The sequence below is a fragment of the Pseudomonas sp. F007 genome, from assembly GCF_057814275.1.
The window spans coordinates 264960-287870 of the sequence record NZ_JBVATA010000006.1 but is presented as its reverse complement, the minus strand read 5'-3'; the positions used below and the strand labels follow the sequence as shown (position 1 = coordinate 287870).

Sequence of the window (22911 nt, the reverse complement as noted above, 5' to 3'; positions counted from 1 at the left end):
TTCCCCATGGGAGCCGACCCGCAGGGTTCAGGCCTTCGGCCAGTCGGGGTAGGTGCGCTGGTCAGGCGCAGGAGGGAAGTACTGGTACAACCAGGTTTCGCTCAGCGTCCGGTCGTGGGTGCGAATGAACAGGCGCAGTTCCACCGGCTCGACGCTGTCATTGGTAGGGAACCAGTCGAAAGTGATTCGATAGCCCTTGATGTCATCGAGCAGCAGCACGTTGAAATCCTTGACCTCACCGTTCGACGCGGTGACCACCGGCTCGATCCCGGTGCCCGCGGGCAGGCGATCCAGCCCGCCGCCATTGAAGTCCACCGCAAAACGCCGTGCCCAGACTTTCGGATAATGCTCGCCCGGTGCCCAACCTTCGGTGAAACCGCCCATGCCTGAGCGCGTGGCGTTGACCCGTGCCAGCGGTGTGCCCACCGGCGGCAGGGCGCTCCAGTAGAGCTTGTACCCGTAGTTCAGCGAATCGCCGGCGGCCACCGGTTTTTTCGGGGTCCAGAAGGCGACGATGTTATCCAGGGTTTCGCCGGTGGTCGGGATCTCCAGCAGGTCGATCGAGCCTTCGCCCCAAGCTGTGGTCGGTTCGACCCACAGGCTCGGGCGCTTGCTGTACCAGTCGACGGTGTCCTGATAGCTGGCGAACTCGTGGTCGGTCTGCACCAGGCCGAAGCCCTTCGGGTCCTTGTCGGCGAATGCATTGAACTGCAGGGTTGCCGGGTTGTTCAGCGGCCGGCAGATCCACTCGCCATTGCCGCGCCACATGGCGAGTCGGTCCGAGTCGTGGATTTGCGGGTGGATGGTGTCGCACATGCGCCGTTCGTGGGTTCCACAGCTGAACATGCTGGTCATGGGGGCGATGCCCAATTGCTCGATCGCGGTACGTGCGTTGACGTGGGCGTCGACCGCCATCACCACCTGCGTGGCCTGACAGTCGATATCGAAGCGATAGGCACCGGTGGCGCTTGGCGAGTCGAGCAGGGCATAGACCACGAAGCGGGTGCTGTCCTTGTCCGGGGTTTCGAACCAGAATTTGGTGAAGTCGGGAAATTCTTCGCGTTTTTTGCCGTAGGTGTCGATGGCCAGGCCGCGGGCCGACAAGCCGTACTGGCCGGTGTTGTCCACCGCGCGGAAGTAGCTGGCACCGAGGAACGACACCACGTCGTGCTTATCCAACTCCGGGGCCTTGAACAGCTTGAACCCGGCAAAGCCCAGGTCGCCCTTGAGCTGGCTGGTGTCGACGCTGGAGCGCTCATAGTTGAACAGCGAAGGGCGGAAATGCACCTCTCGCGCCTGGCGGGTCTTGGGGTCGACGCTGTACATGCGCACCGGCTGCTTGAAACCCATGCCGACATGGAAGAACTGCACGTCCAGTTGACCGTTCAGCTCATTCCACAGCGAATGGTTGGCGTCATATTGGATGGCGTTGAAGTTCTGCGGGGTCATGCTGGCCAGCGTTGGCGGCAGTACTTGCTTGGTATCGACGTAGCGGTTGCTGGCCAGTTGCTTGGCCTGGATCTTCAGTGCTTCGAAATCGAAGGCCTGGGCTTCGCCATCGGCCGTCCCGGCCCAGGCGCGGGTTGCCAACAGGCCAGTGGCCGAAAGGCCGGTGTAGGCAGCGATGGCCATGGAGGCCTTGAGCAAATTCCTGCGGTGCATAGGACAACCTGTCTTGGACAATCCCGCGGCGTTCCTGGCTGCGTTACGGATCTGAAATGGAGGTTCGGACAAGCCTTCGGCCAAACCCGTGGGAGTTTAAACAGATGCCCGATTAGTTAAAGGGTTCGAAATAACTCGCAAAATGATTGGGTTGTTTTTTTGAAAACTACGGCTGTCCCTGTAGGAGCGAGCTTGCTCGCGAAAAAACTGTAGGCACCGCTTGCTATCAGACAATCCGCGTCATCGTTGACGTTTTTCGCGAGCAAGCTCGCTCCTACAGGTCGAGGGGATTTCCTACAGCCTTGTATGTAGTTCTGAATGACCGATATGGCGTTTTAAATAAGCGTTTTTATTTATTTGACTAATTACTCTAAAAACCCTTCTCGAAGCGTTTTTTCTCCCTATTCTTAGGCTCATGACCGACGCGGCAGTCGGCGTTTTTATCCAGATTCAGAAGGAATTCGTCCATGGCAAAAGCGCAACGCATTATCGAGTGGCTGGGGATGTTCCTGGGGGTGAGCGGCGTGTGCGGTGCACGTCGGCTCAGTAATGAGGAGAGAAGGCTGGTGGAGCACTACCGGGAATTGTCCGAAAGTGACCGGATTGCCATGCGCTATCTGGTGGACGCGATGCGCAGCATTTCGCGGTTTTGAGGTTGTTTCCCGATCCTGCCTCGCCAATGTTCTTGGCGAGGCAGAGACAGTACGGCGTTGGTCAGCCGATTTCTCCTACCGCACGATGGGCTTCATCAATCGCCGCATGGGCGTAGGCACTCCAGGCAGCGTCAGAGTTGGCGATGCTGACTTTGCCCACCGGCTGACGCGCCAGTTCCATCAGCTTCTCGCTCTCATCGGCATCGTCGTACAGGCTGTTGGAGAAGTACGCATAGCCGTGTGACCAGCGGTTGACGGTGATTTCCAGGATGTCGGTCTCCTGGTTGAACCCACCCGGGCCGAGCATGCGCTGCAACTGATCGCGCAGTTGTGCCTCAAGCGCCTCGAAGGTCTGGCCATACAGTCGACCCCGGCCGGCACGCGCCTGGTCGCGGGCGTTCATGCCGCTATTGGGGCTGGTGGGCACATAGACCATATGCAGGCCGATCGGCTGCGTCGGGTCCCTGGGATGCTTGTAACCGCCCATGCTGACCGGGTAATCGAGCTTGATCCGGCTGTAGGGTTGAGTAGCCGCATAGATTTCATGCACCCCCAGCTTCTGGAACGACTGCCAGTTGCGGATCACCACCTTGGTGTACACCAACGGGAATTTCACGTTCTGGCTCAGGGCGTGGGCCTGCTCCTTCGACAGGTCGCGCAACAGGTACGGAATCATCATGTTGTAGCAGGCCATGATGCAGTGCTTGCCGCGCACCTGACTCAATTTTCCGCCACGGCTGTAGCCGATGTTCACCCCGTTGCCGACGTTGCGCACACTGACCGCGGTGCTGTTGAGGCGAATGCGCACCGGGGTTTTCGCCTGGTCGAGTTTGGCGTAGTCGAACGGCGCGAGGACGATGTCGTCCATAGTGTGACCCGGGGCGACCGCCGGGATCAGGCTGCGCACCAGCAGGCGTGCGAGCGACGCGTTGCCGTCGGGGAAGTGGTAGATGTAGGGCTCTTCCATTTCCGCCAGGGCTTCTTCGCTGATCGGCTCCAGATTCATCGCACTGAAACCGGGGAAGCCGACGTTGTAGGCGTCGTACGCGGCCACGGCATCGATGCTCAGGGCCATGAAGTCGTTGGTGCGGCTCTGGAAGTACTTCACCGCCTGTTCCGACAGGCCGACATCCTTGAGCAGGAAATCGCGGTAGCTGGTGGTTTCCAGGTGCGCGGTTTTTTCCTCGGTGGATTTACCCGCCAGGTAATCCTTCGGTGCGCTGTGCAGGGCAATCAACGCATCGCGGTCGGACTGCGGCAGGGGGAAGTCGTTGATGAAGGCTTCGATGCTGCGGGCGTGCAGTTGGTCCGGCGCGATGTCGTCGGCCACCATCGGCGTCGGGTCGCCGGTGACCAGTTTGTCTTCGCCGAAGTTTTCCTTGTCGAAGAACACGGCGCGCGACAGGCCCAGGCCCGGATAGAACTGGCGGTCGAAGGCGGTTTCAAAGCGCTTGATGTCGACCCCGAGTTTTTTCAGCAGACCGTTCACTTCCTTGCTGTAGAGATGGTTGGGCGACTGAAAGGCCTCGCTGCCGCCGTAGCCGATGATCATCCGGCCACCGGCGGAGAATTCATTGCGCTTGGCGTGGCCGCCGAAGTCGTCGTGGTTTTCCAGAATCAGGATCCGCGCTTTTGGATGTTTCTCACGGTAGAACCAGGCGGCGGACAACCCGCTCAAGCCACCGCCGACCACCACCAGGTCATAGTCCTCGCTGATTGGCAGGGCATCGGTGTCGAAGACTTTTTTCTCCCAGCCCATCTGGTGCGCCAGTTCGAACGAGCCGACGTGGCTGCCGCGCAGGCCGGTGAGGGCCGGTGGGTAGTAGCGTCCATCCGGGGCGGCCTGGAGAATCTGCAGCGGCGTCATGCCGGCGGCGATGGTGACGGCGACGCCGTTGAGGAAGTCGCGGCGGGTGATATCCATGTTCAATCCTTGTTGGTTTTTAGTCGCCCTGACCCGTCTTCACCGGCCAGGGCGTTGTCGTTACCGGCTGACTTTCCAGGCATCCCCGGAAGGTGCGGTGCCGTGGTCGTACGGTTTGCCGAGCCACATGTAGAGCAGGCCCAGGCCAATCACGATGGCGGTGCTCAAGACCATTGCGTAGTTGATGAACCACGGCGCATCCGGCGTGCGTGGCCATGCCATGTTGACGATCGCTCCGACACCATAGACCAGCGCGCCGATGTTCACCGGCAGGCCCCAGGCTCCCAGGGTGAATTTGCCGCTGGGCTTCCAGCCGCGTGCGCGGGCATAGAGCGCCGCGAGGACAATCATCTGGAAGGCCAGGTAGATACCGATGGCGGCGAAGCTGACGATGGTGGCAACCGCGTCCTGCAGGAAGAAGCCGAGGACAATGATCAGCGCCGGCAGCACCCCTGACACGAACAGCGCCGCGACTGGCACCTGAGTAGTCGGCGAGATGCGTTTGAGCAGGCTGCTGCCGATGACCATCTCATCACGGGCGTAGGAGTACAGCAGACGACTGGCCGCCGCTTGCAGGCTGATGACGCAGGAGATGAAGGAAATCATCACCACGCCCATCACCACTTTTGAACCCACCGGGCCGAAAGCGTTGTTGAGGATGGTGGTTACCGGGTCTTTGTCGGTGCCGTTGATCACTGCCTGCATGTCCGGTACCGCGAGAATCAGCGCCAGGCAAGCGAACATCGCGGCGATGCCGCCGATGTAGATGGTCATGCGCATGGCCACCGGAATCTTCTTGCTCGGGTTCGGTGTTTCCTCGGCCACGTCACCGCAGGCTTCGAAGCCGTAATACAGGAACATCCCGGCCAGCGAAGCGGTGAGGAAGGCCGGCAGGTAGGAGCCATCGACGCTGATGTCGAAGGTGTTGAACAGCACGCTGATGGGTTGGTGACGTTCGAAAATCAGCAGGTAAACACCGACGATGACCGCGCCGATCAGCTCACAGAGAAAACCGAACATGGCGATTCGCGCCAGCACTTTGGTGCCGCTGAGGTTGACCAGGGTGGCGAACAGGGTCAGCACCAGGGCAATGACGATGTTGGTGTTGTTGTTCGGTTCAAAACCGAGCATCGCGGCCAGGTACGGACCGGCACCAACGGCCACTGCAGCGATGGTCACGCACAGGGCGATGGAGTAGATCCAGCCGACCATCCACGCCCAGCGCTTGCCCACCAGGCGCCGAGCCCAGGGATAGACGCCGCCGGAGATCGGGAATTGGGAAACCACTTCACCGAAGATCAGGCACACCAGCAGTTGGCCGCAGCCCACCAGCAAATACGCCCAGAACATCGGCGGCCCGCCTGCGGCCAGGCACAGGCCGAAGAGGGTATAAACCCCTACGACTGGGGAGAGGTAAGTGAAGCCAAGGGCGAAGTTTTCCCACAGGCTCATGCTGCGGTTGAAGTTCGAGGTGTAGCCCAGTCGGCGTAGCTGCTCGGCATCGCTGTCGGCGGCGCTTGCAGACATTTCGGGTAGTGCACTCATGGCGTAGTTGCTCCGGAAAATCGGCAGATTTCGGATGGCCGAAGCCGAGGCGGCGCCTTGGGAGGCGTCGCCTGGATCGGGGGTTATTGTTGTTTTGTGTCGCTAGCCTGGTGGTGCTTGTTGCCGGTTTCTGCCTTGAAACCGGGGGGACATCTTCGCCGCATCGCAGCGAACCCCTTCTTAATGCTTGAACATCACATGCCGCACACAGGTGTAGTCCTCCAGCCCATACATGGACATGTCCTTGCCATAGCCGGACAGTTTCTGACCGCCATGGGGCATTTCGCTGACCAGCATGAAGTGGGTGTTGACCCAAGTGCAGCCGTATTGCAGGCGAGCGGCGAGGCGGTTGGCGCGGCCGACGTCGGCGGTCCACACCGAAGAGGCGAGGCCGTAGTCCGAATCGTTGGCCCAACCGAGAACCTGGGCTTCATCGTTGAAACGGGTCACCGATACCACCGGACCGAACACTTCGCGGCGGACGATTTCGTCGTCCTGCTGGGCGTCGGCCAGCACCGTTGGTTCGAAGAAGAAACCATTGCCTTCGACTGTCTTGCCACCCGTGACCAGGCGGATGTGCGGTTGCGCCACGGCGCGTTCAACGAAACCGGAGACACGGTCGCGGTGCTGGGCGGTGATCAGCGGGCCGAGCTCGGTGCTTGGGTCATCCTGCAGGCCGTACTTGATGCTGGCGACCGCCGCTCCGAGCTTCTCGACGAACCTGTCGTAGATCCCGTCCTGGGCGTAGATGCGGCAGGCAGCGGTGCAGTCCTGGCCGGCGTTGTAGAAACCGAAGGTACGAATGCCTTCGACCGCCGCGTCGATGTCGGCGTCGTCGAAGATGATCACCGGCGCCTTGCCGCCCAGTTCCATGTGCATGCGCTTGACGCTGTCGGCGGTGCTGGAAATGATGTTCGAGCCAGTGGCAATCGAACCGGTCAGCGACACCATGCGCACTTTCGGGTGAGTCACCAGCGGGCTGCCGACGGTTGGCCCGCGACCGAATACCAGATTGAGCACACCTGCCGGGAAAATCTCCGACGCCAATTCGGCGAGGCGCAGGGCGGTCAATGGGGTTTGTTCCGAGGGCTTGAGCACCACGGTATTACCGGCGGCCAGGGCCGGGGCAATTTTCCAGGCGACCATCATCAGCGGGTAGTTCCACGGCGCGATGGAGGCGATCACGCCCACCGGGTCGCGGCGGATCATAGAGGTATGCCCCGGCAGGTACTCGCCACCGGCCATGCCACTCATGCAACGGCTGGCGCCGGCGAAGAAGCGAAACACATCGGCAATCGCCGGGATCTCGTCATTCAGCGCTGCGCTCAGCGGCTTGCCGCAGTTGTCCGATTCCAGCTTGGCCAGCTCTTCGGCGTTGGCTTCGATGGCGTCTGCGAGTTTAAGCAGCAGCAGCGAGCGATCCTTGGGCGGGGTCTGCGACCAGCTGTCGAACGCCGCATCGGCGGCACGTACGGCGGCATCGACCTGGGCTTCGCTGGCTTCATTGATTTCCACCAGGACTCGGCCCAGGGCCGGGTTGAATACCGGTTGGGCGGCGCCTTCGCCGGCGACCAGTTGGCCGTTGATCAAAAGTTTGGTTTGCATGTTCTTGTCCTCTTCGAAGCTGTTGTTGTTCTGCGCAAGCCGGCCTCCTGTAGGAGCTGGCTTGCCAGCGAAGGTCGTCAACGATCACGCGTGCATCCAGACGAATCGCGGTGCTATCACGACCTTCGCGGGCATGCCCGCTCCTACTGGGGGGATTGTTTTCAGTTATTTCTGGCCTACTTCCCACCACTCCCCGCCACGCTTTCACCGCCGCGTGTCAGGTAGTAGGCGCCGAGAATCGGCAGCATGGTCACCAGCATCACCAGCATGGCCACCACGTTGGTCACCGGTACGTCCCGCGGGCGGCTGAGCTGGTTGAGCAGCCACAGTGGCAAGGTGCGCTCGTGACCGGCGGTGAAGGTGGTCACGATGATTTCGTCGAACGACAGGGCAAACGCCAGCATGCCGCCGGCCAGCAACGCCGAGCCGAGGTTCGGCAGGATGATGTAGCGGAAGGTCTGCCAGCCGTCGGCGCCCAAATCCATTGAGGCCTCGATCAGGCTGTGGGAGGTGCGACGCAGGCGGGCGATGACGTTGTTGTAGACGATCACCACACAGAAGGTCGCGTGACCGACGATGATGGTGAACATGCCCGGCTCGATGCCCAGGGATTTGAACGTCGCCAACAGGGCAATACCGGTGATGATCCCGGGCAGGGCGATCGGCAGGATCAGCATCAGCGAGATGCCTTGCTTGCCGAAGAAGTCACGCCGGTACAACGCGGCCGAGGCCAGGGTGCCGAGGACCATGGCAATCAGGGTGGCGATGGCGGCGACCTGTGCCGAGAGCTTGATCGCTTCGAGCACGTCCGGGCGCGAGAACGCGACGCTGAACCACTTCAGGGTGAAGCCCTTGGGCGGAAAGCTGAACGCGGCGTCTTCGGTGTTGAAGGCGTACAGGAAGATGATCAGGATCGGGAAGTGCAGGAACACCAACCCGCCCCAGGCTGCTATGCGCAGGCCCAGGGAAGCCTGCCCTTGAGATGAAGAATCAGAGTGCATCGAAGGCCCCCAGACGTTTGACGATGGACAGGTAGATGGCGATCAGCACGATCGGCACCAGGGTGAAGGCGGCGGCCATCGGCATGTTGCCGATCGCACCTTGCTGGGCGTAGACCATGCTGCCAACGAAGTAACCGGGCGGGCCCACCAGTTGCGGCACGATGAAGTCACCCAGGGTCAGCGAGAACGTGAAGATCGAACCGGCGGCGATCCCCGGGATCGACAGCGGCAGGATCACCTGCATGAAGGTCTGCCGTGGTTTCGCCCCGAGGTCGGCGGAGGCTTGCAGCAGCGAGGGCGGCAGGCGTTCCAGCGAGGCCTGGATCGGCAGGATCATGAACGGCAGCCAGATGTAGACGAACACCATGAAGCGCCCCAGGTGCGAGGTCGACAAGGTGCTGCCGCCGACCCCGGGAATCCCCAGCACGAATTGCAGCAGCGGCTCCAGCCCCAGGTGCTGGACGAACCATTGCGCCACGCCGCCCTTGGCCAGCAGCAGGGTCCAGGCGTAGGCCTTGACGATGTAACTGGCCCACATCGGCAGCATCACCGCGATGTAGAAAAACGCCTTGGTCTTGCCGGTGGTGTAGCGCGCCATGTAGTAGGCGATCGGAAACGCGACGAAGGCGCTGGCGATCGAGACCACGATGGCCATGCTCAGGGTGCGCAGGATGATGTCGAAGTTCGACGGCTGGAACAGCGCGGCGAAGTTGGCCAGGGTCAGGTCAGGGGTGACCGCCATGGTGAAGTCATCGAAGGTGTAGAAGCCTTGCCACAACAGGTTCAGCAGCGAGCCGAGGTAGATCGCGCCGAACCAGATCAGCGGTGGTACCAGCAGCATCGACAGGTACAGATTGGGTCGGCGATAGAGCAGGTTGGACAACCTGCGCAGCGGCGAGCCGCCTGTGGCTGTAGGGGTCATTGTTGCGCTGTTCATCTCACACCCCGCCCACGGCAGTGTCATGCAACGGCGTCATTGCCTCGCGTGCCCAGCGCGCGCTGATGCGCTGGCCGGTCTGGTGCTGCGCGCTGGTGTCCAGCCACTGATTGTTGGCCTTGCTGATGTTCAGGGTCTGGCCGTTGTCCAGTTTCAGTTCGTAGCGGGTGGCGCTGCCCTGATATTGAATGTCGTGCAGCAGGCCGCTGACTTCGACTTCATGGCTGGCCAGCGGGCCGTCGGCAAAACGCACGTGTTCCGGGCGAATCGAGAAGGCTTGCGGGTTGCCGCTCAATTGCTGCGCCAGTTCACCACGAATCACGTTGGAGGTGCCGACGAACTCGGCGACGAAGCTGGTGGCCGGTTTCATGTAGAGGTTGCGCGGGGTGTCGACCTGTTCGATGCGGCCCTTGTTGAACACGGCCACGCGATCGGACATCGACAGCGCTTCGGTCTGGTCGTGGGTCACGAAAATAAAGGTGATGCCGAGCTGGCGCTGGAGCTTTTTCAGCTCGCTCTGCATTTGCTCGCGCAGCTTCAGGTCCAGCGCACCCAGCGGTTCGTCGAGCAGCAACACTCGCGGACGATTGACCAGTGCGCGAGCCAGGGCCACGCGCTGACGCTGGCCGCCGGACAGTTGCGCCGGCTTGCGGTCGCCGTAGCCACCCAAGGCGACCATGCCCAGGGCTTCTTCAGCGCGTTGCAGGCGTTCGGTCTTGCCAACACCCTTGACCTTCAGGCCATAGGCGACGTTGTCTCGCACGTTCATGTGCGGGAACAGGGCGTAATCCTGGAACACGGTGTTGACGTCACGCTGATAGGGCGGCAGGCCCGCTGCTTCTTCGCCGTGGATGCGGATGGAACCGGCACTCGGTTGTTCGAAACCGGCGATCAGCCGCAGGCAAGTGGTCTTGCCCGAACCGGAGGGGCCGAGCATGGAAAAAAACTCGCCGTCCTGGATGTCGATGGAAACCCGGTCTACGGCTTTCACTTCGCCGAAAAGACGGGAAACGTTGGTGAACTGGACTGCAAGCGTCATGGTGCGGTGCTCCAAAAAGGCGAAGGCCGTCGCAGCGGCCCTGCCTGGACTTCTGAAAAATCTGAATCGGTAGAGACGAGCGCTTTGCGCTCTTCGCTGGCAAGCCAGCTCCTACAGGGGATGCGCGGATAACTGTAGGAGCTGGCTTGCCAGCGAAAGCGTTTGTTCTGCCAACCTTGTGTTGACTGACACGCCGTCAATCGCGAGCAGGCTCGCTCCTACAGAGGGCGGGGTTACCTGCCGCCCATGATCGCGATGTAGTCCTGGGTCCAGCGGCTGTACGGCACGAATTTGCCGCCTTCAGCCTGCGGGGTTTTCCAGAAGGCGATCTTCTCGAACTGGTCGAAACCGTTGGTCTTGCAGCCTTCCGCGCCCAGCAGCTCACTGCCCTGGCAAGCCGCGGGGACCGCTGGCAGGGAGCCGAACCAGGCCGCGACGTCGCCCTGGACTTTCGGCTGCAGCGACCAGTCCATCCACTTGTAGGCACAGTTCGGGTGCTTGGCTTCGGCGTGCAGCATGGTGGTGTCGGCCCAGCCGGTGGCACCTTCTTTCGGGATGGTCGAGGCGATCGGCTGTTTCTCGTTCATCAGGCCGTTGACCTGATACGGCCAGGCGCTGGAAGCCACCACGCCTTCGTTCTTGAAGTCACTCATTTGCACGGTGGTGTCGTGCCAGTAGCGGTGGATCAACGGCTGCTGCGCGCGCAGCAGGTCGAGCACGGCCTTGTATTGGACTTCGGTCAGTTCGTAGGGGTTCTGGATCCCCAGTTCCGGCTTGGTGCTCTTGAGGAACAGCGCCGCATCGGCGATGTAGATCGGGCCGTCATAGGCCTGCACGCGGCCTTTGTTCGGCTTGCCGTCCGGCAGGTTCTGCGCGTCGAACACCACGTTCCAGCTGGTGGGTGGCGTCTTGAACACGTTGGTGTTGTACATCAGCACGTTCGGGCCCCACTGGTAAGGAGTGCCGTAGGTCTGCTTGTTGACCACGTACCACGGCGCATCCTTGAGGCGCGGGTCGAGGTTTTTCCAGTTCGGGATCAGCGCGGTGTTGATCGGCTGTACACGCTTGCCGACGATCAATCGCAACGAGGCGTCGCCGGACGCGGTCACCAGGTCGTAGCCGCCCTTGGCCATCAGACTGACCATTTCATCGGAAGTGGCGGCGGTCTTGACGTTGACCTTGCAGCCCGTTTCCTTCTCGAAACCGGTCACCCAGTCGTAGGCCTTGTCGCTCTCGCCCCGTTCGATGTAGCCAGGCCAGGCCACGATATCCAGTTGGCCTTCGCCGGCACCAACGGCTGTCGCCGGTTCGGCGGCCTGGAGACTGGCACTGGCCAGCAGCGCGGTGGTGATTGCACTGAGCAGTGCGGTCTTGTGCGCGAACATGGGAATTCCCTCTTCTTTAAATTATGGTCGGGGCAGTTGTTTCAAGCAGGGTTGCTGGCCTTTTGGCTCGTTATTAGCTTAGTTGTGTTATTTCAGATCATTGCCGTGACGCGCCATGATGTGCCGCACCACGCTGTAGTCCTGCAACGAATCGCTGGATAAGTCTTTGCCGTAGCCCGAGCGCTTCAAGCCGCCGTGGGGCATTTCGCTGACCAGCATGAAATGGCTGTTGATCCAGGTGCAGCCGTATTGCAGGCGCGCGGCGACTTGCATGGCCTTGTCCAGGTTCTGGGTCCAGACCGAAGAGGCCAGGCCGTATTCCGAGTCGTTGGCCCAATCCACCGCCTGCTCCAGTTCGTCGAAGCGGGTCACGGTGACCACCGGGCCGAACACTTCGCGCTGGACGATCTCGTCACTCTGCTTGCAGCCGGCCAGCAGGGTGGGCTGGTAATAGAAGCCGGCGCCGGAGTGCACCGCCGCGCCGGTCACGCGTTCGATGTGTGGCTGACCGAGGGCGCGTTCGACGAAGCTGGCGACGCGGTCACGCTGGCGGGTGCTGATCAGCGGGCCGATTTCGTTGTCGGCGTCGCGCTTGCCGGCAAACCGCAGGCTGCTGACCGCGGCGCCCAGTTCCGCCACCAGCTTGTCGTGGATGCCGGCCTGGGCGTAGATCCGGCAGGCCGCCGTGCAGTCCTGCCCGGCGTTGTAATAACCGTAGCTGCGCACGCCTTCGATCACCGCTTGCAGGTCGGCGTCGTTACAAACGATCACCGGCGCTTTGCCGCCCAGTTCCAGGTGGGTGCGCTTGAGCGTCTTGGCTGCTGCTTGAAGAATTTTCTGCCCGGTGACGATGTCGCCGGTCAGCGAGACCATGCGCACCTTCGGGTGGCTGACCAGGTGACTGCCAACGCCCTCGCCACCGCCACAGATAATGTTGATCACCCCGCGCGGGAGGATCTCGGCGAGCATCGGCGCCAGCGCGAGGATCGACAACGGGGTGTGTTCCGAAGGCTTGAACACCAGGGTGTTGCCGGCGGCCAGGGCCGGGGCGATTTTCCACGCGGCCATCATGATCGGGTAGTTCCACGGGGCGATCGAGGCCACCACGCCAATCGGGTCGCGGCGCACCATGCTGGTGTAGCCGGGCAGGTATTCGCCGCTGAGCTGGCCGGTCTGGCAGCGCACGGCGCCGGCAAAGAAGCGGAACACATCGACCGTTGCGCTGAGATCGTCCTGGCGCGCCAGGTGCAGGGGCTTGCCGCAGTTCAGCGACTCGAGGCGGGCGAGCAGGTCGGCGTGTTTTTCCACGGCATTGGCAATGCTCAGGAGAATGTTCGAGCGCTGTTGCGGGGTGGTCCGCGACCAGGCCGGGAAGGCGTGGTGGGCTGCGAGAATCGCCGCTTCGACTTGTTCGCTGCTGGCTTCGGCAATCTGGGTCAGCACTTCGCCAGTGGCCGGATTGAGAATCGGCTCGACAAAGCCCTGGCCGGCAACCAATTCACCATCGATCAATAAGTTGGTGAACAACGGGGTCTGCGTGCCGGGCATTTTGCGGGTTCTCTTTTCTTGTGTGGCCATGGTGCTCCCTGTGACTGGGGGCCCGACCGTCTTATAGATGGACAAAGACTAGTGGCAGGGCCTGGGGACGACAAATTCTAAATACTGAATGCAGCGTTCGATTAAATAGATGGCTTGCGCCCGCCGGGCGGTTGCTCGCGGGCCACGGTGAGGAACGGGTCGACCAGCGCCGGCCGGGCGGTGCCGCGACGCCAGGCGAGGCCGACGTCGAGGGTCTGGCTGAGGTCGGCGATGGGGCGTGCTTCGATGATGTCGCCCTCCAGCGACCAGGGGCGGTAGGTCATGTCGGGCTGGATCGACACGCCCAGGCCGGCGGCCACCAGGCTGCGCACGGCTTCGGTGGAGGCGGTGCGCAAGGTGATGCGTGGCTGCAGGGAGGCGGCGCGCCACATGCGCTGGGCGTTGCGGTCCATTTCGTCGACGTTGAGCTGGATCAGCGGTTCGCGGGCAACGTCGGCCAGGTTGATGCTGTCGTGTTCCAGCAACGGGTGCTGGGCCGGCAGCCACAGGCGATGGGGCGAGTGGGTCAGCACTTCGGTCTGCAGGGCGTGGCGATCTTCCAGGTTGGAGAGGATCAGCACCCCGACGTCGATTTCACCGCTGACCAGCAAATGCTCGATGTACGGGCGCTCGTCCTCCATCACGCGGATTTCCACATTGGGGTAGGCGCGCTGGAAACGGGTCAGCAGGTCGGCCAGATAGTAACCGGCCACCAGGCTGGTCACGCCAATGGTCAACTGCCCGGCGACCTGGTCGGTGCTCTGCTGCAGACTGCGCTTGGCGTTGTCGACGGTGGCGAGGATCAAGTGCGCCTGGCGCAGGAACTGATGGCCCTGGTGGGTCAGGGTCATGCCCTTGGCGTGGCGATTGAACAGGTTGACCCCGATCTCCTGCTCCAGTTGCTGGATGGCCAGGGTCAGGGTGGACTGGGAGATGTACACCGCCTGGGCGGCGGCCGAGATCGAGCCGGTTTCGGCCACGGCGATGAAATGGCGGATTTGACGCAGGGTCATCATGGGAAAAATACCCGGTAAGCGGTTTTTATAGATTTGTTTCAGTGTATATCTTTTTTTTCGATGCCCTAGTCCACCAAAGGAGGAGTAGCAAGGGCCGGGCAACATCTGGAAGCACTCTCATCGACGAGGCCTGGGCACTTTGGATCTAGGCTGGTGGCCTTATTTATCGGTTGAACCTGATTTTCTGGAGGCTATAGATGAACACCCGTGGTTTGCTCGATCAGCTACTCAAGTCCGGTCAGGACCTGTTGCAGAACAAGGCCGGCAACGTTCAGCGTAAAACTTCAAGTTCGGATAAAAGCGGTCTCGGCAGTCTGTTGTCCGGTGCCGGTGGCGGCGCCCTGGCGGCTGGCGCCATGGGCCTGCTGCTGGGCAACAAGAAAGTGCGCAAGGTTGGGGGCAAGGTCGCTATCTATGGCGGGCTGGCGGCCCTGGGCGTGATTGCCTACAAGGCCTTCGGCAACTGGCAGGCGCAGCAGGGCACGGCACCCCAGACGGCGCCGCAAACCCTCGACCGCCTGCCGCCGGCGCAGGTCGAGCAGCACAGCCAGGCAATCCTCAAGGCGCTGGTGGCGGCGGCGAAGGCGGACGGGCATATCGATGAGCGTGAGCGCGCGTTGATCGAGGGCGAATTCGTCAAACTCGACAACGACCAGCAACTGCAGCAGTGGCTGCACGCCGAGCTGAACAAGCCGCTGGATCCGGCCGACGTCGCCCGCGCCGCCAGCACCCCGGAAATGGCTGCCGAGATGTACATCGCCAGCGTGATGCTGGTGGATGAGGAAAGCTTCATGGAGAAGTCCTACCTCGACGAACTGGCGCGCCAACTCAAGTTGGAACCTGGCTTGAAGGTCGAACTGGAGAAGCAGGTCCGTCAGGCGCTGGTCTGATCCCCCGGGCGATGGCGAGCCAGCCTTGCCATCGCCGCCCCGCACATGACCATTCCACGGTCTGTTTCTACACAAATATCACTGGCGGCACTTGGCCCATCTGACGGAAAGTAGCCGTCCCAGAGCGGATGCAGACTTTTCGCTCGGGATGAGACGCAGTGCGCAACGGCTGCTTAAACGCCGCGCGCCCTCGGCTATACTCCCCACCATTTGAATGGCCCCGAGGACTGACTGTGAAGAACTGGACGTTGCGCCAACGCATTTTGGCGAGCTTTGCGGTAATTATCGCCATCATGCTGCTGATGGTTGTCGTCTCGTATTCGCGGCTGTTGAAGATTGAAAGCAGCGAAGCCAGCGTTCGTGAAGACGCACTGCCCGGGGTGTTCTACAGTTCGATGATTCGCGGCGCCTGGTCCGACAGTTACCTGCGGATGCTGGAGATGCTGGGCACGGAGGAGGGGCAGGGCTTCAGTGCTCAGGATGCCGCCGATTTCAAGGGTTACGCCGCACGCCTGCAGGAGCAGATGGACCTGTATCAGGCGACAGTGACGGATGACGAAGACCGGGCTGAGTACGGCGCTTTCGGCAAGCTCCACGAGGACTACCACCGCATTCTCGCCGCCGTGATCGACTTGCATGCACGCAATCAGAATGCTGACGCCCTGAAGATGTTCCACGAGCAACTGACGCCGGCCTGGACGGCGGGTCGAGTCAAGCTCAATGATATTTTGCGTCACAACAAGAAAGTGGCAGACAGGGACATTGCAGCCATCGATGACGCGGTTGTCACTGCAAAACTGATCATGGGCATTTCCCTGCTGCTCGCGGTGCTTGCCGCCGCACTCTGCGGTCTGCTGCTGATGCGCGCGATCATGGCGCCGATGAACCGCATCGTGAAGATCCTCGAAGTCATGCGCACCGGCGACCTCAGCAGTCGCTTGAACCTCGACCGCAAGGACGAATTCGGCGCCGTGGAAACCGGCTTCAACGACATGATGACCGAGCTCACGGCACTGGTGTCCCAGGCCCAGCGCTCCTCGGTCCAGGTCACCACTTCGGTCACCGAAATCGCTGCGACTTCCAAGCAGCAGCAGGCCACCGCCACCGAAACCGCGGCGACCACCACGGAAATTGGCGCCACCTCGCGGGAGATCGCCGCGACCTCCCGCGACCTGGTGCGCACCATGACCGAAGTCTCCACCGCCGCCGACCAGGCCTCGGTGCTCGCCGGCTCCGGCCAGCAAGGCCTGGCGCGCATGGAAGACACCATGCACTCGGTGATGGGCGCCGCCGATCTGGTCAATGCCAAGCTGGCGATCCTCAACGAGAAGGCCGGCAACATCAACCAGGTGGTGGTGACCATCGTCAAGGTCGCCGACCAGACCAACCTGCTGTCGCTCAACGCCGCCATCGAAGCGGAAAAAGCCGGTGAGTACGGCCGTGGCTTTGCCGTGGTCGCCACCGAAGTGCGACGCCTGGCCGATCAGACCGCCGTTGCCACGTACGACATCGAACAGATGGTCCGCGAGATCCAGTCGGCAGTCTCGGCAGGGGTGATGGGCATGGACAAATTCTCGGAGGAAGTGCGCCGCGGCATGTCTGAGGTGCAGCAGGTCGGCGAGCAGCTGTCGCAGATCATTCATCAGGTCCAGGCGCTTGCGCCGCGGGTGCTGATGGTCAACGAAGGCATGCAGGCCCAGGCCACCGGCGCCGAGCAGATCAACCATGCGCTGGTGCAGTTGGGCGATGCCAGCAGCCAGACCGTCGAGTCGTTGCGTCAGGCCAGTTTCGCCATCGACGAACTGAGCCAGGTGGCTGTCGGCCTGCGCAGCGGCGTCTCGCGATTCAAAGTCTGATGAGCGAACTCGTGGCCAAGCGGGGGGCAGGTGTGGCTCCGAAACTGTCGCTGTTCCTGGTGTTTCGCATTGGCGGTGAGCGCTATGCGTTGCAAGCCATCGAGGTGGCGGAGGTGCTGCCGCGCCTGCCGTTGAAGCCGATTGCCAGAGCGCCGCACTGGGTCGCGGGGGTGTTTGCCTACCGTGGCGCGGTGGTGCCGGTGATCGATATCGCCGCGCTGACTTTTGGCCAGGCCGCCGTGTCGCGCACCAGTACCCGCCTGGTGCTGGTGCATTACCGGGCGGATGACAGCGTCCCGGCGCGCTTGCTCGGTTTGATTCTCGAGCAGGCCACCGACACCCTGCGTTGCAACCCCGCCGACTTCCAGCCCTATGGCCTGGACAACCGCCAGGCGCCCTATCTCGGGCCTGTGCGCGAGGACGCCCAAGGGTTGTTGCAGTGGGTGCGAGTGGCGGATCTGCTGGATGCCCAGGTGCGTGGGTTGCTGTTTCCCGAACCGCCGCTGGATCTGGCGCTGCTTGAGGAGCGAGCATGAGCAGCGACCAACGCTTCTTCGATTTTCTCAAGGCGCGCATCGGCCTCGACGTGACCTCGGTCGGGCCGGCGATCATCGAGCGTGCGGTGCGTCAGCGCACCGCCGCGCAACAGATACAGACCGCCGATGAGTACTGGCTGCGCCTGCAGGTTTCGGCTGATGAGCAGCAAGCGCTGATCGAGGCGGTGATCGTTCCGGAAACCTGGTTCTTTCGTTATCCGGAGTCGTTCGCGACCCTGGCCAAACTGGCGAGCAAACGCCTGGCCGAGCTGCACAACATGCGCGCGCTGCGCATCCTCAGCCTGCCGTGTTCCACCGGCGAGGAACCCTATTCGATCGCCATGGCCTTGCTCGATTCCGGCCTTGCACCGCATCAGTTCAAGGTCGAGGGCCTGGACGTCAGCCCGCTGTCGGTGGAGCGGGCCAAGCGTGCGCGCTACGGCAAGAACTCGTTTCGTGGGCAGCAGATCGACTTTCGCGAACGGCATTTCAGTGCCGAGGCCGACGGTTATCTGCTCAACCAGCGAGTGCGCGAGCAGGTGCGCCTGCAGGTCGGCAATCTGCTGGATCCGACCCTGCTGGCCAATGAACCGCCCTATGACTTCGTGTTCTGCCGCAACCTGCTGATCTACTTCGACCAGCCGACCCAGCAGCAAGTGTTCGAAGTGCTCAAGCGCCTGACCCACGAGGACGGCGTGCTGTTTATCGGCCCCGCCGAAGGCAGCCTGTTGGGGCGCCTGGGCATGCGTTCGATTGGTATCCCTCAGTCGTTCGCCTTCAGTCGACACAGCGAACCGCTGCCCGAGCCATTGCCTGTCTACATTGCTCCGCCCTTGCCGGTGAGTGCGCCGGTGCGTCGCGCACCGGCGCCGACGCCACGCAGTCGTCCCTTTGCCAGCACGGCTCCGGCAGCTGTTGCCAAACCCCCGGCCAGCGACGCCGCACAGCTGTTGGCAAGCATCGCGACCCTGGCCAACGAAGGCAAAAGCCTGGAAGCGCGTGCCGCCTGCGAGACTTACCTGCGCAACCACGCCCCTGTCGCCCAGGTGTTCTACTGGCTGGGCTTGCTCAGCGATGTGGCAGGCAGCGCACTCGAGGCCCAGGGCTTTTATCGCAAGGCGTTGTACCTGGAGCCGCAACACCCCGAAGCCCTGATGCATCTGGCCGCGCTGCTTGCCTCCCAGGGCGATGAAGCCGGTGCCCGGCGCTTGCAGGAACGCGCTGCGCGCAACGAACGAATCGCTGACAGTGAGCGCAAACGATGACCGGTCCTGTTTCCTTGAACGTCACCCACGACGAGGCCCAGGCCATTGATGACTGCTGGAACCGCATCGGTATCCATGGCGATCACTCCTGCCCGTTGCTGGCCGATCATATTCATTGCCGCAATTGCGCGGTGTACTCCGCGGCGGCTACGTACCTGCTGGATCGCTATGCCCTGCAGCAGGATGATGAGCGGCATTCTTCGGCGGTGGTCGAAGTGCAGGTCGCCACGCGTTCGCTGTTGATGTTCCGCCTGGGTGAGGAGTGGCTGGCATTGAGTACCCGCAGCCTGGTGGAAGTCGCGCCGTTGCAGACCGTGCATTCGTTGCCCCATCAGCGCTCGCGGGCCCTGCTGGGGGTGGCGAATGTGCGCGGGGCGCTGGTGGCCTGCCTGTCGCTGGTGGAATTGCTGGGGTTGGAAGCATCGACGGCGGTCGCTTCAGGCGCGCGGGTGATGCCACGCATGTTGATCATTGCCGCACAGGGTGGCCCGGTGGTGGTGCCGGTGGATGAAGTCGACGGCATTCACGCCATTGACCAGCGCCTGCTCGACGCCGCCTCGCAGTCCGGCCAGCAGGCCGGCGCCCGGTACACCCGAGGTGTATTGCCGTACAAGGGGCGCAGCTTGCGTTGGCTGGATGAAGAGCAGTTGTTGTCCGCCGTGACCCGGAGCCTGACATGACCCCCGAGCAAATGCGCGACGCCTCGCTGCTGGAGTTGTTCAGCCTGGAGGCCGAGGCCCAGACTCAGGTGCTCAGTGCCGGTCTGTTGGCGCTGGAGCGTGATCCGACCCTGGCCGACCAGCTCGAAGCCTGCATGCGCGCGGCCCACTCGCTCAAGGGCGCGGCACGGATTGTCGGGGTCGACGCCGGCGTCAGCGTTTCCCATGTGATGGAAGATTGCCTGGTCAGCGCCCAGGAAGGTCGCCTGTTGCTGCGCCCCGACCACATCGATGCGCTGCTCCAGGGTACCGATCTGCTGATGCGCATCGCCACGCCCGGAAGCGCCGATATTGGTCCCGAGCACATCGAGGCCTATGTCGCGTTGATGGGGCGCCTGCTTGATCCGGCGGCGACCGCACCAGGCGTGGTCGCGCCGCTGCCCGAACTGCCGATGGCTGAGTTGCAGCTTGAACCACCGCCTGCTCCAGAGTTGATCGAGCCGGAGATCACGACCTCGGTGCAATCGTCACGTCCGGGCAAGCGCACCACCGAAGGTGGCGAGCGGGTGCTGCGGGTCACCGCCGAGCGCCTGAACAGCCTGCTCGACCTGTCGAGCAAGTCGCTGGTGGAAACCCTGCGCCTGAAACCTTATCTGGCGACCCTGCAACGCCTCAAGCGCATGCAGAGCAACGGCCTGCGCGCGTTGGAAAATCTCAACGCGCAACTCAAGGAGCAGACCTTGAGCCTGGAAGCCCAGGAAGCCCTGGAGGATGCGCGACGCTTGCTCGCCGAATCGCAGCAGGTGCTGGCGGAGAAAACCGCCGAGCTCGACGAATTTGCCTGGCAGGCCAGTCAGCGTGCCCAGGTGCTGTATGACACCGCGCTGGCCTGTCGCATGCGGCCCTTTGCCGACGTGCTGGTCGGGCAGGCGCGGATGGTCCGTGACCTCGGACGCAGCCTGGGCAAGCAGGTGCGGCTGGAGATTGAAGGCGAGAAGACCCAGGTCGATCGCGATGTCCTGGAAAAGCTCGAGGCGCCGTTGACCCATTTGCTGCGCAACGCGGTCGACCACGGCATCGAAATGCCCGAGCAGCGCTTGCTCGCTGGCAAGCCCGCGGAGGGATTGATCCGCTTGCGCGCGTCCCATCAGGCCGGCCTGCTGGTGCTGGAATTGAGTGACGACGGCAATGGCGTCGACCTGGAACGGGTTCGCCGCAGCATCGTCGAGCGCCAGTTGTCGCCGGTCGAGACGGCAGCGCAGTTGAGCGAGGAAGAGCTGCTGACGTTCCTGTTCCTGCCTGGCTTCAGCCTGCGCGACAAGGTTACCGAGGTCTCCGGGCGTGGGGTCGGCCTTGACGCGGTGCAGCACATGGTGCGCCAGTTGCGCGGCGCGGTGGAGCTGGAGCAGAAGGCCGGGGAGGGCAGTCGTTTCCATCTGGAAGTGCCGCTGACCTTGTCGGTGGTCCGCAGCCTGGTGGTGGAAGTGGGCGAAGAGGCCTATGCCTTTCCCCTGGCGCACATCGAGCGGATGTGCGACCTGGCCCCGGAGGACATCGTTCAGATCGAGGGTCGCCAGCATTTCTGGCACGAAGGGCGTCACGTCGGTCTGGTCGCCGCCAGCCAGTTGTTGCAGCGTCCGGCCAGCCAGAACAGCGCCGCGACCCTCAAGGTCGTGGTGATTCGCGAGCGCGATGCCGTGTACGGCGTAGCGGTCGAACGCTTTATCGGCGAGCGCACCCTGGTGGTGCTGCCGCTGGATGAGCGCCTGGGCAAGATCCAGGATATCTCCGCCGGGGCCTTGCTCGATGACGGCTCGGTGGTGTTGATCGTCGACGTCGAAGACATGCTGCGCTCGGTGGAAAAGCTGCTCAACACCGGACGCCTGGAGCGCATCGCGCGCAATAGCCAGCAGGCGGCGCACGTGGCACGCAAGCGGGTGTTGGTGGTCGACGATTCGCTGACCGTACGCGAGTTGCAGCGCAAATTGCTGGTCAATCGTGGTTATGACGTGGCCGTTGCCGTGGACGGCATGGACGGCTGGAATGCCCTGCGCTCCGAGGATTTCGACCTGTTGATTACCGACATCGACATGCCGCGCATGGACGGCATCGAGCTGGTCTCGCTGTTGCGTCGCGACAACCGCTTGCAGTCATTGCCGGTGATGGTGGTGTCCTACAAGGATCGTGAAGAAGACCGGCGCCGTGGACTGGAAGCCGGAGCCGACTATTATCTAGCCAAGGCCAGTTTTCATGACGATGCCCTGCTCGATGCAGTGGTTGAGCTCATAGGAGGAGCACGGGCATGAAGATCGCAATCGTCAATGACATGCCCATGGCGGTGGAAGCCCTGCGTCGGGCCCTGGCGTTCGAACCTGCGCATCAGGTGGTGTGGGTCGCCAGCAATGGCCTGGAAGCGGTGCAGCGATGTGCCGAGCTGACGCCAGACCTGATCTTGATGGACCTGATCATGCCGGTCATGGACGGGGTCGAGGCGACCCGGCGGATCATGGCCGAGACCCCATGCGCGATCGTGATTGTCACGGTCGATCGCCAGCAGAACGTGCACCGGGTGTTCGAGGCCATGGGCCATGGCGCCCTGGATGTGGTCGATACCCCGGCGCTGGGTGCTGGAAACGCCCAGGAAGCGGCCGCGCCACTGCTGCGCAAAATTCTCAACATCGGCTGGTTGATCGGCGAAAAAACCGGCCGTGAACGATCGACGCCCAGTCCGCTGCGCGCTTCGGCGTCGCGCCAGCGCCTGGTTGCCATTGGCTCCTCGGCCGGCGGGCCGGCTGCTCTGGAAGTGCTGCTCAAGGGCCTGCCACGCAATTTTTCCGCGGCCATTGTGCTGGTGCAGCACGTGGATCAGGTGTTTGCCGCCGGTATGGCCGAGTGGCTGAGCAGTGCCAGTGGCCTGAATGTGCGCCTGGCGCGGGAAGGTGAGCCGCCACAAAGCGGCACGGTGCTGCTGGCGGGCACCAATCACCATATTCGATTATTGAAAAACGGTACGCTGGCCTACACCGCCGAACCGGTCAACGAGATCTACCGACCTTCGATTGACGTGTTCTTTGAAAGCGTGGCCAGTTACTGGAACGGTGATGCAGTGGGTGTGCTGCTGACCGGCATGGGGCGCGACGGCGCCCAGGGACTCAAATTGATGCGCCAGCAGGGCTTTCTGACCATTGCTCAGGATCAGCACAGCAGTGCGGTGTACGGCATGCCCAAGGCCGCCGCCGCCATCGATGCGGCTGTGGAAATTCGCCCGCTGGACAAAATAGCGCCACGTTTGCTGGAGATCTTTGCACAATGACTGACATCCACAGCGGTACTGGCCAGGCAGTATTTCAGGTGAATCCC

The 22911-nt window shown here is 62.5% G+C and carries 18 protein-coding genes; 8 read left to right on the top strand and 10 right to left on the bottom strand.

Translation table 11 applies throughout. The annotated features are described in order from the left end of the window. Positions 1-27: 27 nt before the first annotated feature. The gene (locus tag ACZYR5_RS16745; RefSeq protein WP_489090210.1) at positions 28-1662 is read right to left on the bottom strand and encodes a glucan biosynthesis protein D; all 1635 of its coding nucleotides are present in this window, start codon (positions 1660-1662) and stop codon (positions 28-30) included. A 467-nt stretch (positions 1663-2129) separates the two neighbouring features. On the opposite strand from ACZYR5_RS16745, the gene ACZYR5_RS16740 reads away from it, so the two are divergent. Further along, positions 2130-2315 carry a hypothetical protein gene (locus tag ACZYR5_RS16740; protein WP_489090209.1) on the top strand — a complete coding sequence of 62 codons (186 nt, stop codon included), beginning with the start codon at positions 2130-2132 and terminating at the stop codon, positions 2313-2315. 61 nt (positions 2316-2376) lie between these two features. On the opposite strand, the gene ACZYR5_RS16735 is transcribed toward ACZYR5_RS16740, so the two are convergent. From ACZYR5_RS16735 to ACZYR5_RS16695, 9 genes are all read right to left on the bottom strand, one after another. Then, positions 2377-4239, bottom strand: coding sequence for an NAD(P)-binding protein (locus ACZYR5_RS16735; protein WP_489090208.1), 1863 nt, complete (start codon positions 4237-4239; stop codon positions 2377-2379). A 60-nt stretch (positions 4240-4299) separates the two neighbouring features. Next, positions 4300-5784: an APC family permease gene (locus ACZYR5_RS16730; protein WP_489090207.1), complete on the bottom strand. Its 1485-nt coding sequence runs from the start codon at positions 5782-5784 to the stop codon at positions 4300-4302. 180 nt (positions 5785-5964) lie between these two features. Further along, positions 5965-7389, bottom strand: coding sequence for a gamma-aminobutyraldehyde dehydrogenase (locus ACZYR5_RS16725; RefSeq protein WP_489090206.1), 1425 nt, complete (start codon positions 7387-7389; stop codon positions 5965-5967). 176 nt (positions 7390-7565) lie between these two features. Continuing rightward, positions 7566-8390, bottom strand: coding sequence for an ABC transporter permease (locus ACZYR5_RS16720; RefSeq protein WP_489090205.1), 825 nt, complete (start codon positions 8388-8390; stop codon positions 7566-7568). Continuing rightward, positions 8380-9327 carry an ABC transporter permease gene (locus tag ACZYR5_RS16715; RefSeq protein ID WP_489090204.1) on the bottom strand — a complete coding sequence of 316 codons (948 nt, stop codon included), beginning with the start codon at positions 9325-9327 and terminating at the stop codon, positions 8380-8382. The genes ACZYR5_RS16720 and ACZYR5_RS16715 overlap by 11 nt, the downstream gene beginning before the upstream one ends. 1 nt (position 9328) lies before the next feature. Further along, positions 9329-10366 carry an ABC transporter ATP-binding protein gene (locus ACZYR5_RS16710; protein ID WP_489090203.1) on the bottom strand — a complete coding sequence of 346 codons (1038 nt, stop codon included), beginning with the start codon at positions 10364-10366 and terminating at the stop codon, positions 9329-9331. 233 nt (positions 10367-10599) lie between these two features. After that, positions 10600-11751: a putative ABC transporter substrate-binding protein YdcS gene (gene ydcS / locus ACZYR5_RS16705; RefSeq protein WP_489090202.1), complete on the bottom strand. Its 1152-nt coding sequence runs from the start codon at positions 11749-11751 to the stop codon at positions 10600-10602. An 87-nt stretch (positions 11752-11838) separates the two neighbouring features. Continuing rightward, complete coding sequence (locus ACZYR5_RS16700) at positions 11839-13329, bottom strand: gamma-aminobutyraldehyde dehydrogenase (RefSeq protein ID WP_489090201.1); 1491 nt, start codon at positions 13327-13329, stop codon at positions 11839-11841. Positions 13330-13430: 101 nt separating this feature from the next. Continuing rightward, complete coding sequence (locus ACZYR5_RS16695; RefSeq protein WP_166588604.1) at positions 13431-14345, bottom strand: LysR family transcriptional regulator; 915 nt, start codon at positions 14343-14345, stop codon at positions 13431-13433. Between the two features lie 197 nt (positions 14346-14542). Between ACZYR5_RS16695 and ACZYR5_RS16690 the strand changes: the two genes are divergently transcribed. From ACZYR5_RS16690 to ACZYR5_RS16660, 7 genes are all read left to right on the top strand, one after another. Continuing rightward, positions 14543-15235, top strand: coding sequence for a tellurite resistance TerB family protein (locus ACZYR5_RS16690; protein ID WP_489090200.1), 693 nt, complete (start codon positions 14543-14545; stop codon positions 15233-15235). 233 nt (positions 15236-15468) lie between these two features. Next, positions 15469-17091 carry a methyl-accepting chemotaxis protein gene (locus ACZYR5_RS16685; protein ID WP_489090199.1) on the top strand — a complete coding sequence of 541 codons (1623 nt, stop codon included), beginning with the start codon at positions 15469-15471 and terminating at the stop codon, positions 17089-17091. After that, positions 17091-17627, top strand: a complete 537-nt coding sequence (locus tag ACZYR5_RS16680) for a chemotaxis protein CheW (RefSeq protein ID WP_489090198.1) — start codon at positions 17091-17093, stop codon at positions 17625-17627. Before ACZYR5_RS16685 ends, ACZYR5_RS16680 begins: the two co-directional genes overlap by 1 nt. After that, the gene (locus ACZYR5_RS16675) at positions 17624-18892 is read left to right on the top strand and encodes a CheR family methyltransferase (protein WP_489090197.1); all 1269 of its coding nucleotides are present in this window, start codon (positions 17624-17626) and stop codon (positions 18890-18892) included. Before ACZYR5_RS16680 ends, ACZYR5_RS16675 begins: the two co-directional genes overlap by 4 nt. Then, positions 18889-19572, top strand: coding sequence for a chemotaxis protein CheW (locus ACZYR5_RS16670; protein ID WP_489090196.1), 684 nt, complete (start codon positions 18889-18891; stop codon positions 19570-19572). Before ACZYR5_RS16675 ends, ACZYR5_RS16670 begins: the two co-directional genes overlap by 4 nt. After that, a complete protein-coding gene (locus ACZYR5_RS16665) occupies positions 19569-21857 on the top strand; it encodes a hybrid sensor histidine kinase/response regulator (protein WP_489090195.1) in 2289 nt (762 codons plus the stop codon). Before ACZYR5_RS16670 ends, ACZYR5_RS16665 begins: the two co-directional genes overlap by 4 nt. Further along, entirely contained in the window at positions 21854-22864 is a 1011-nt protein-coding gene (locus ACZYR5_RS16660) for a chemotaxis response regulator protein-glutamate methylesterase (RefSeq protein WP_489090194.1), read from the top strand. Before ACZYR5_RS16665 ends, ACZYR5_RS16660 begins: the two co-directional genes overlap by 4 nt. Positions 22865-22911: the final 47 nt, after the last annotated feature.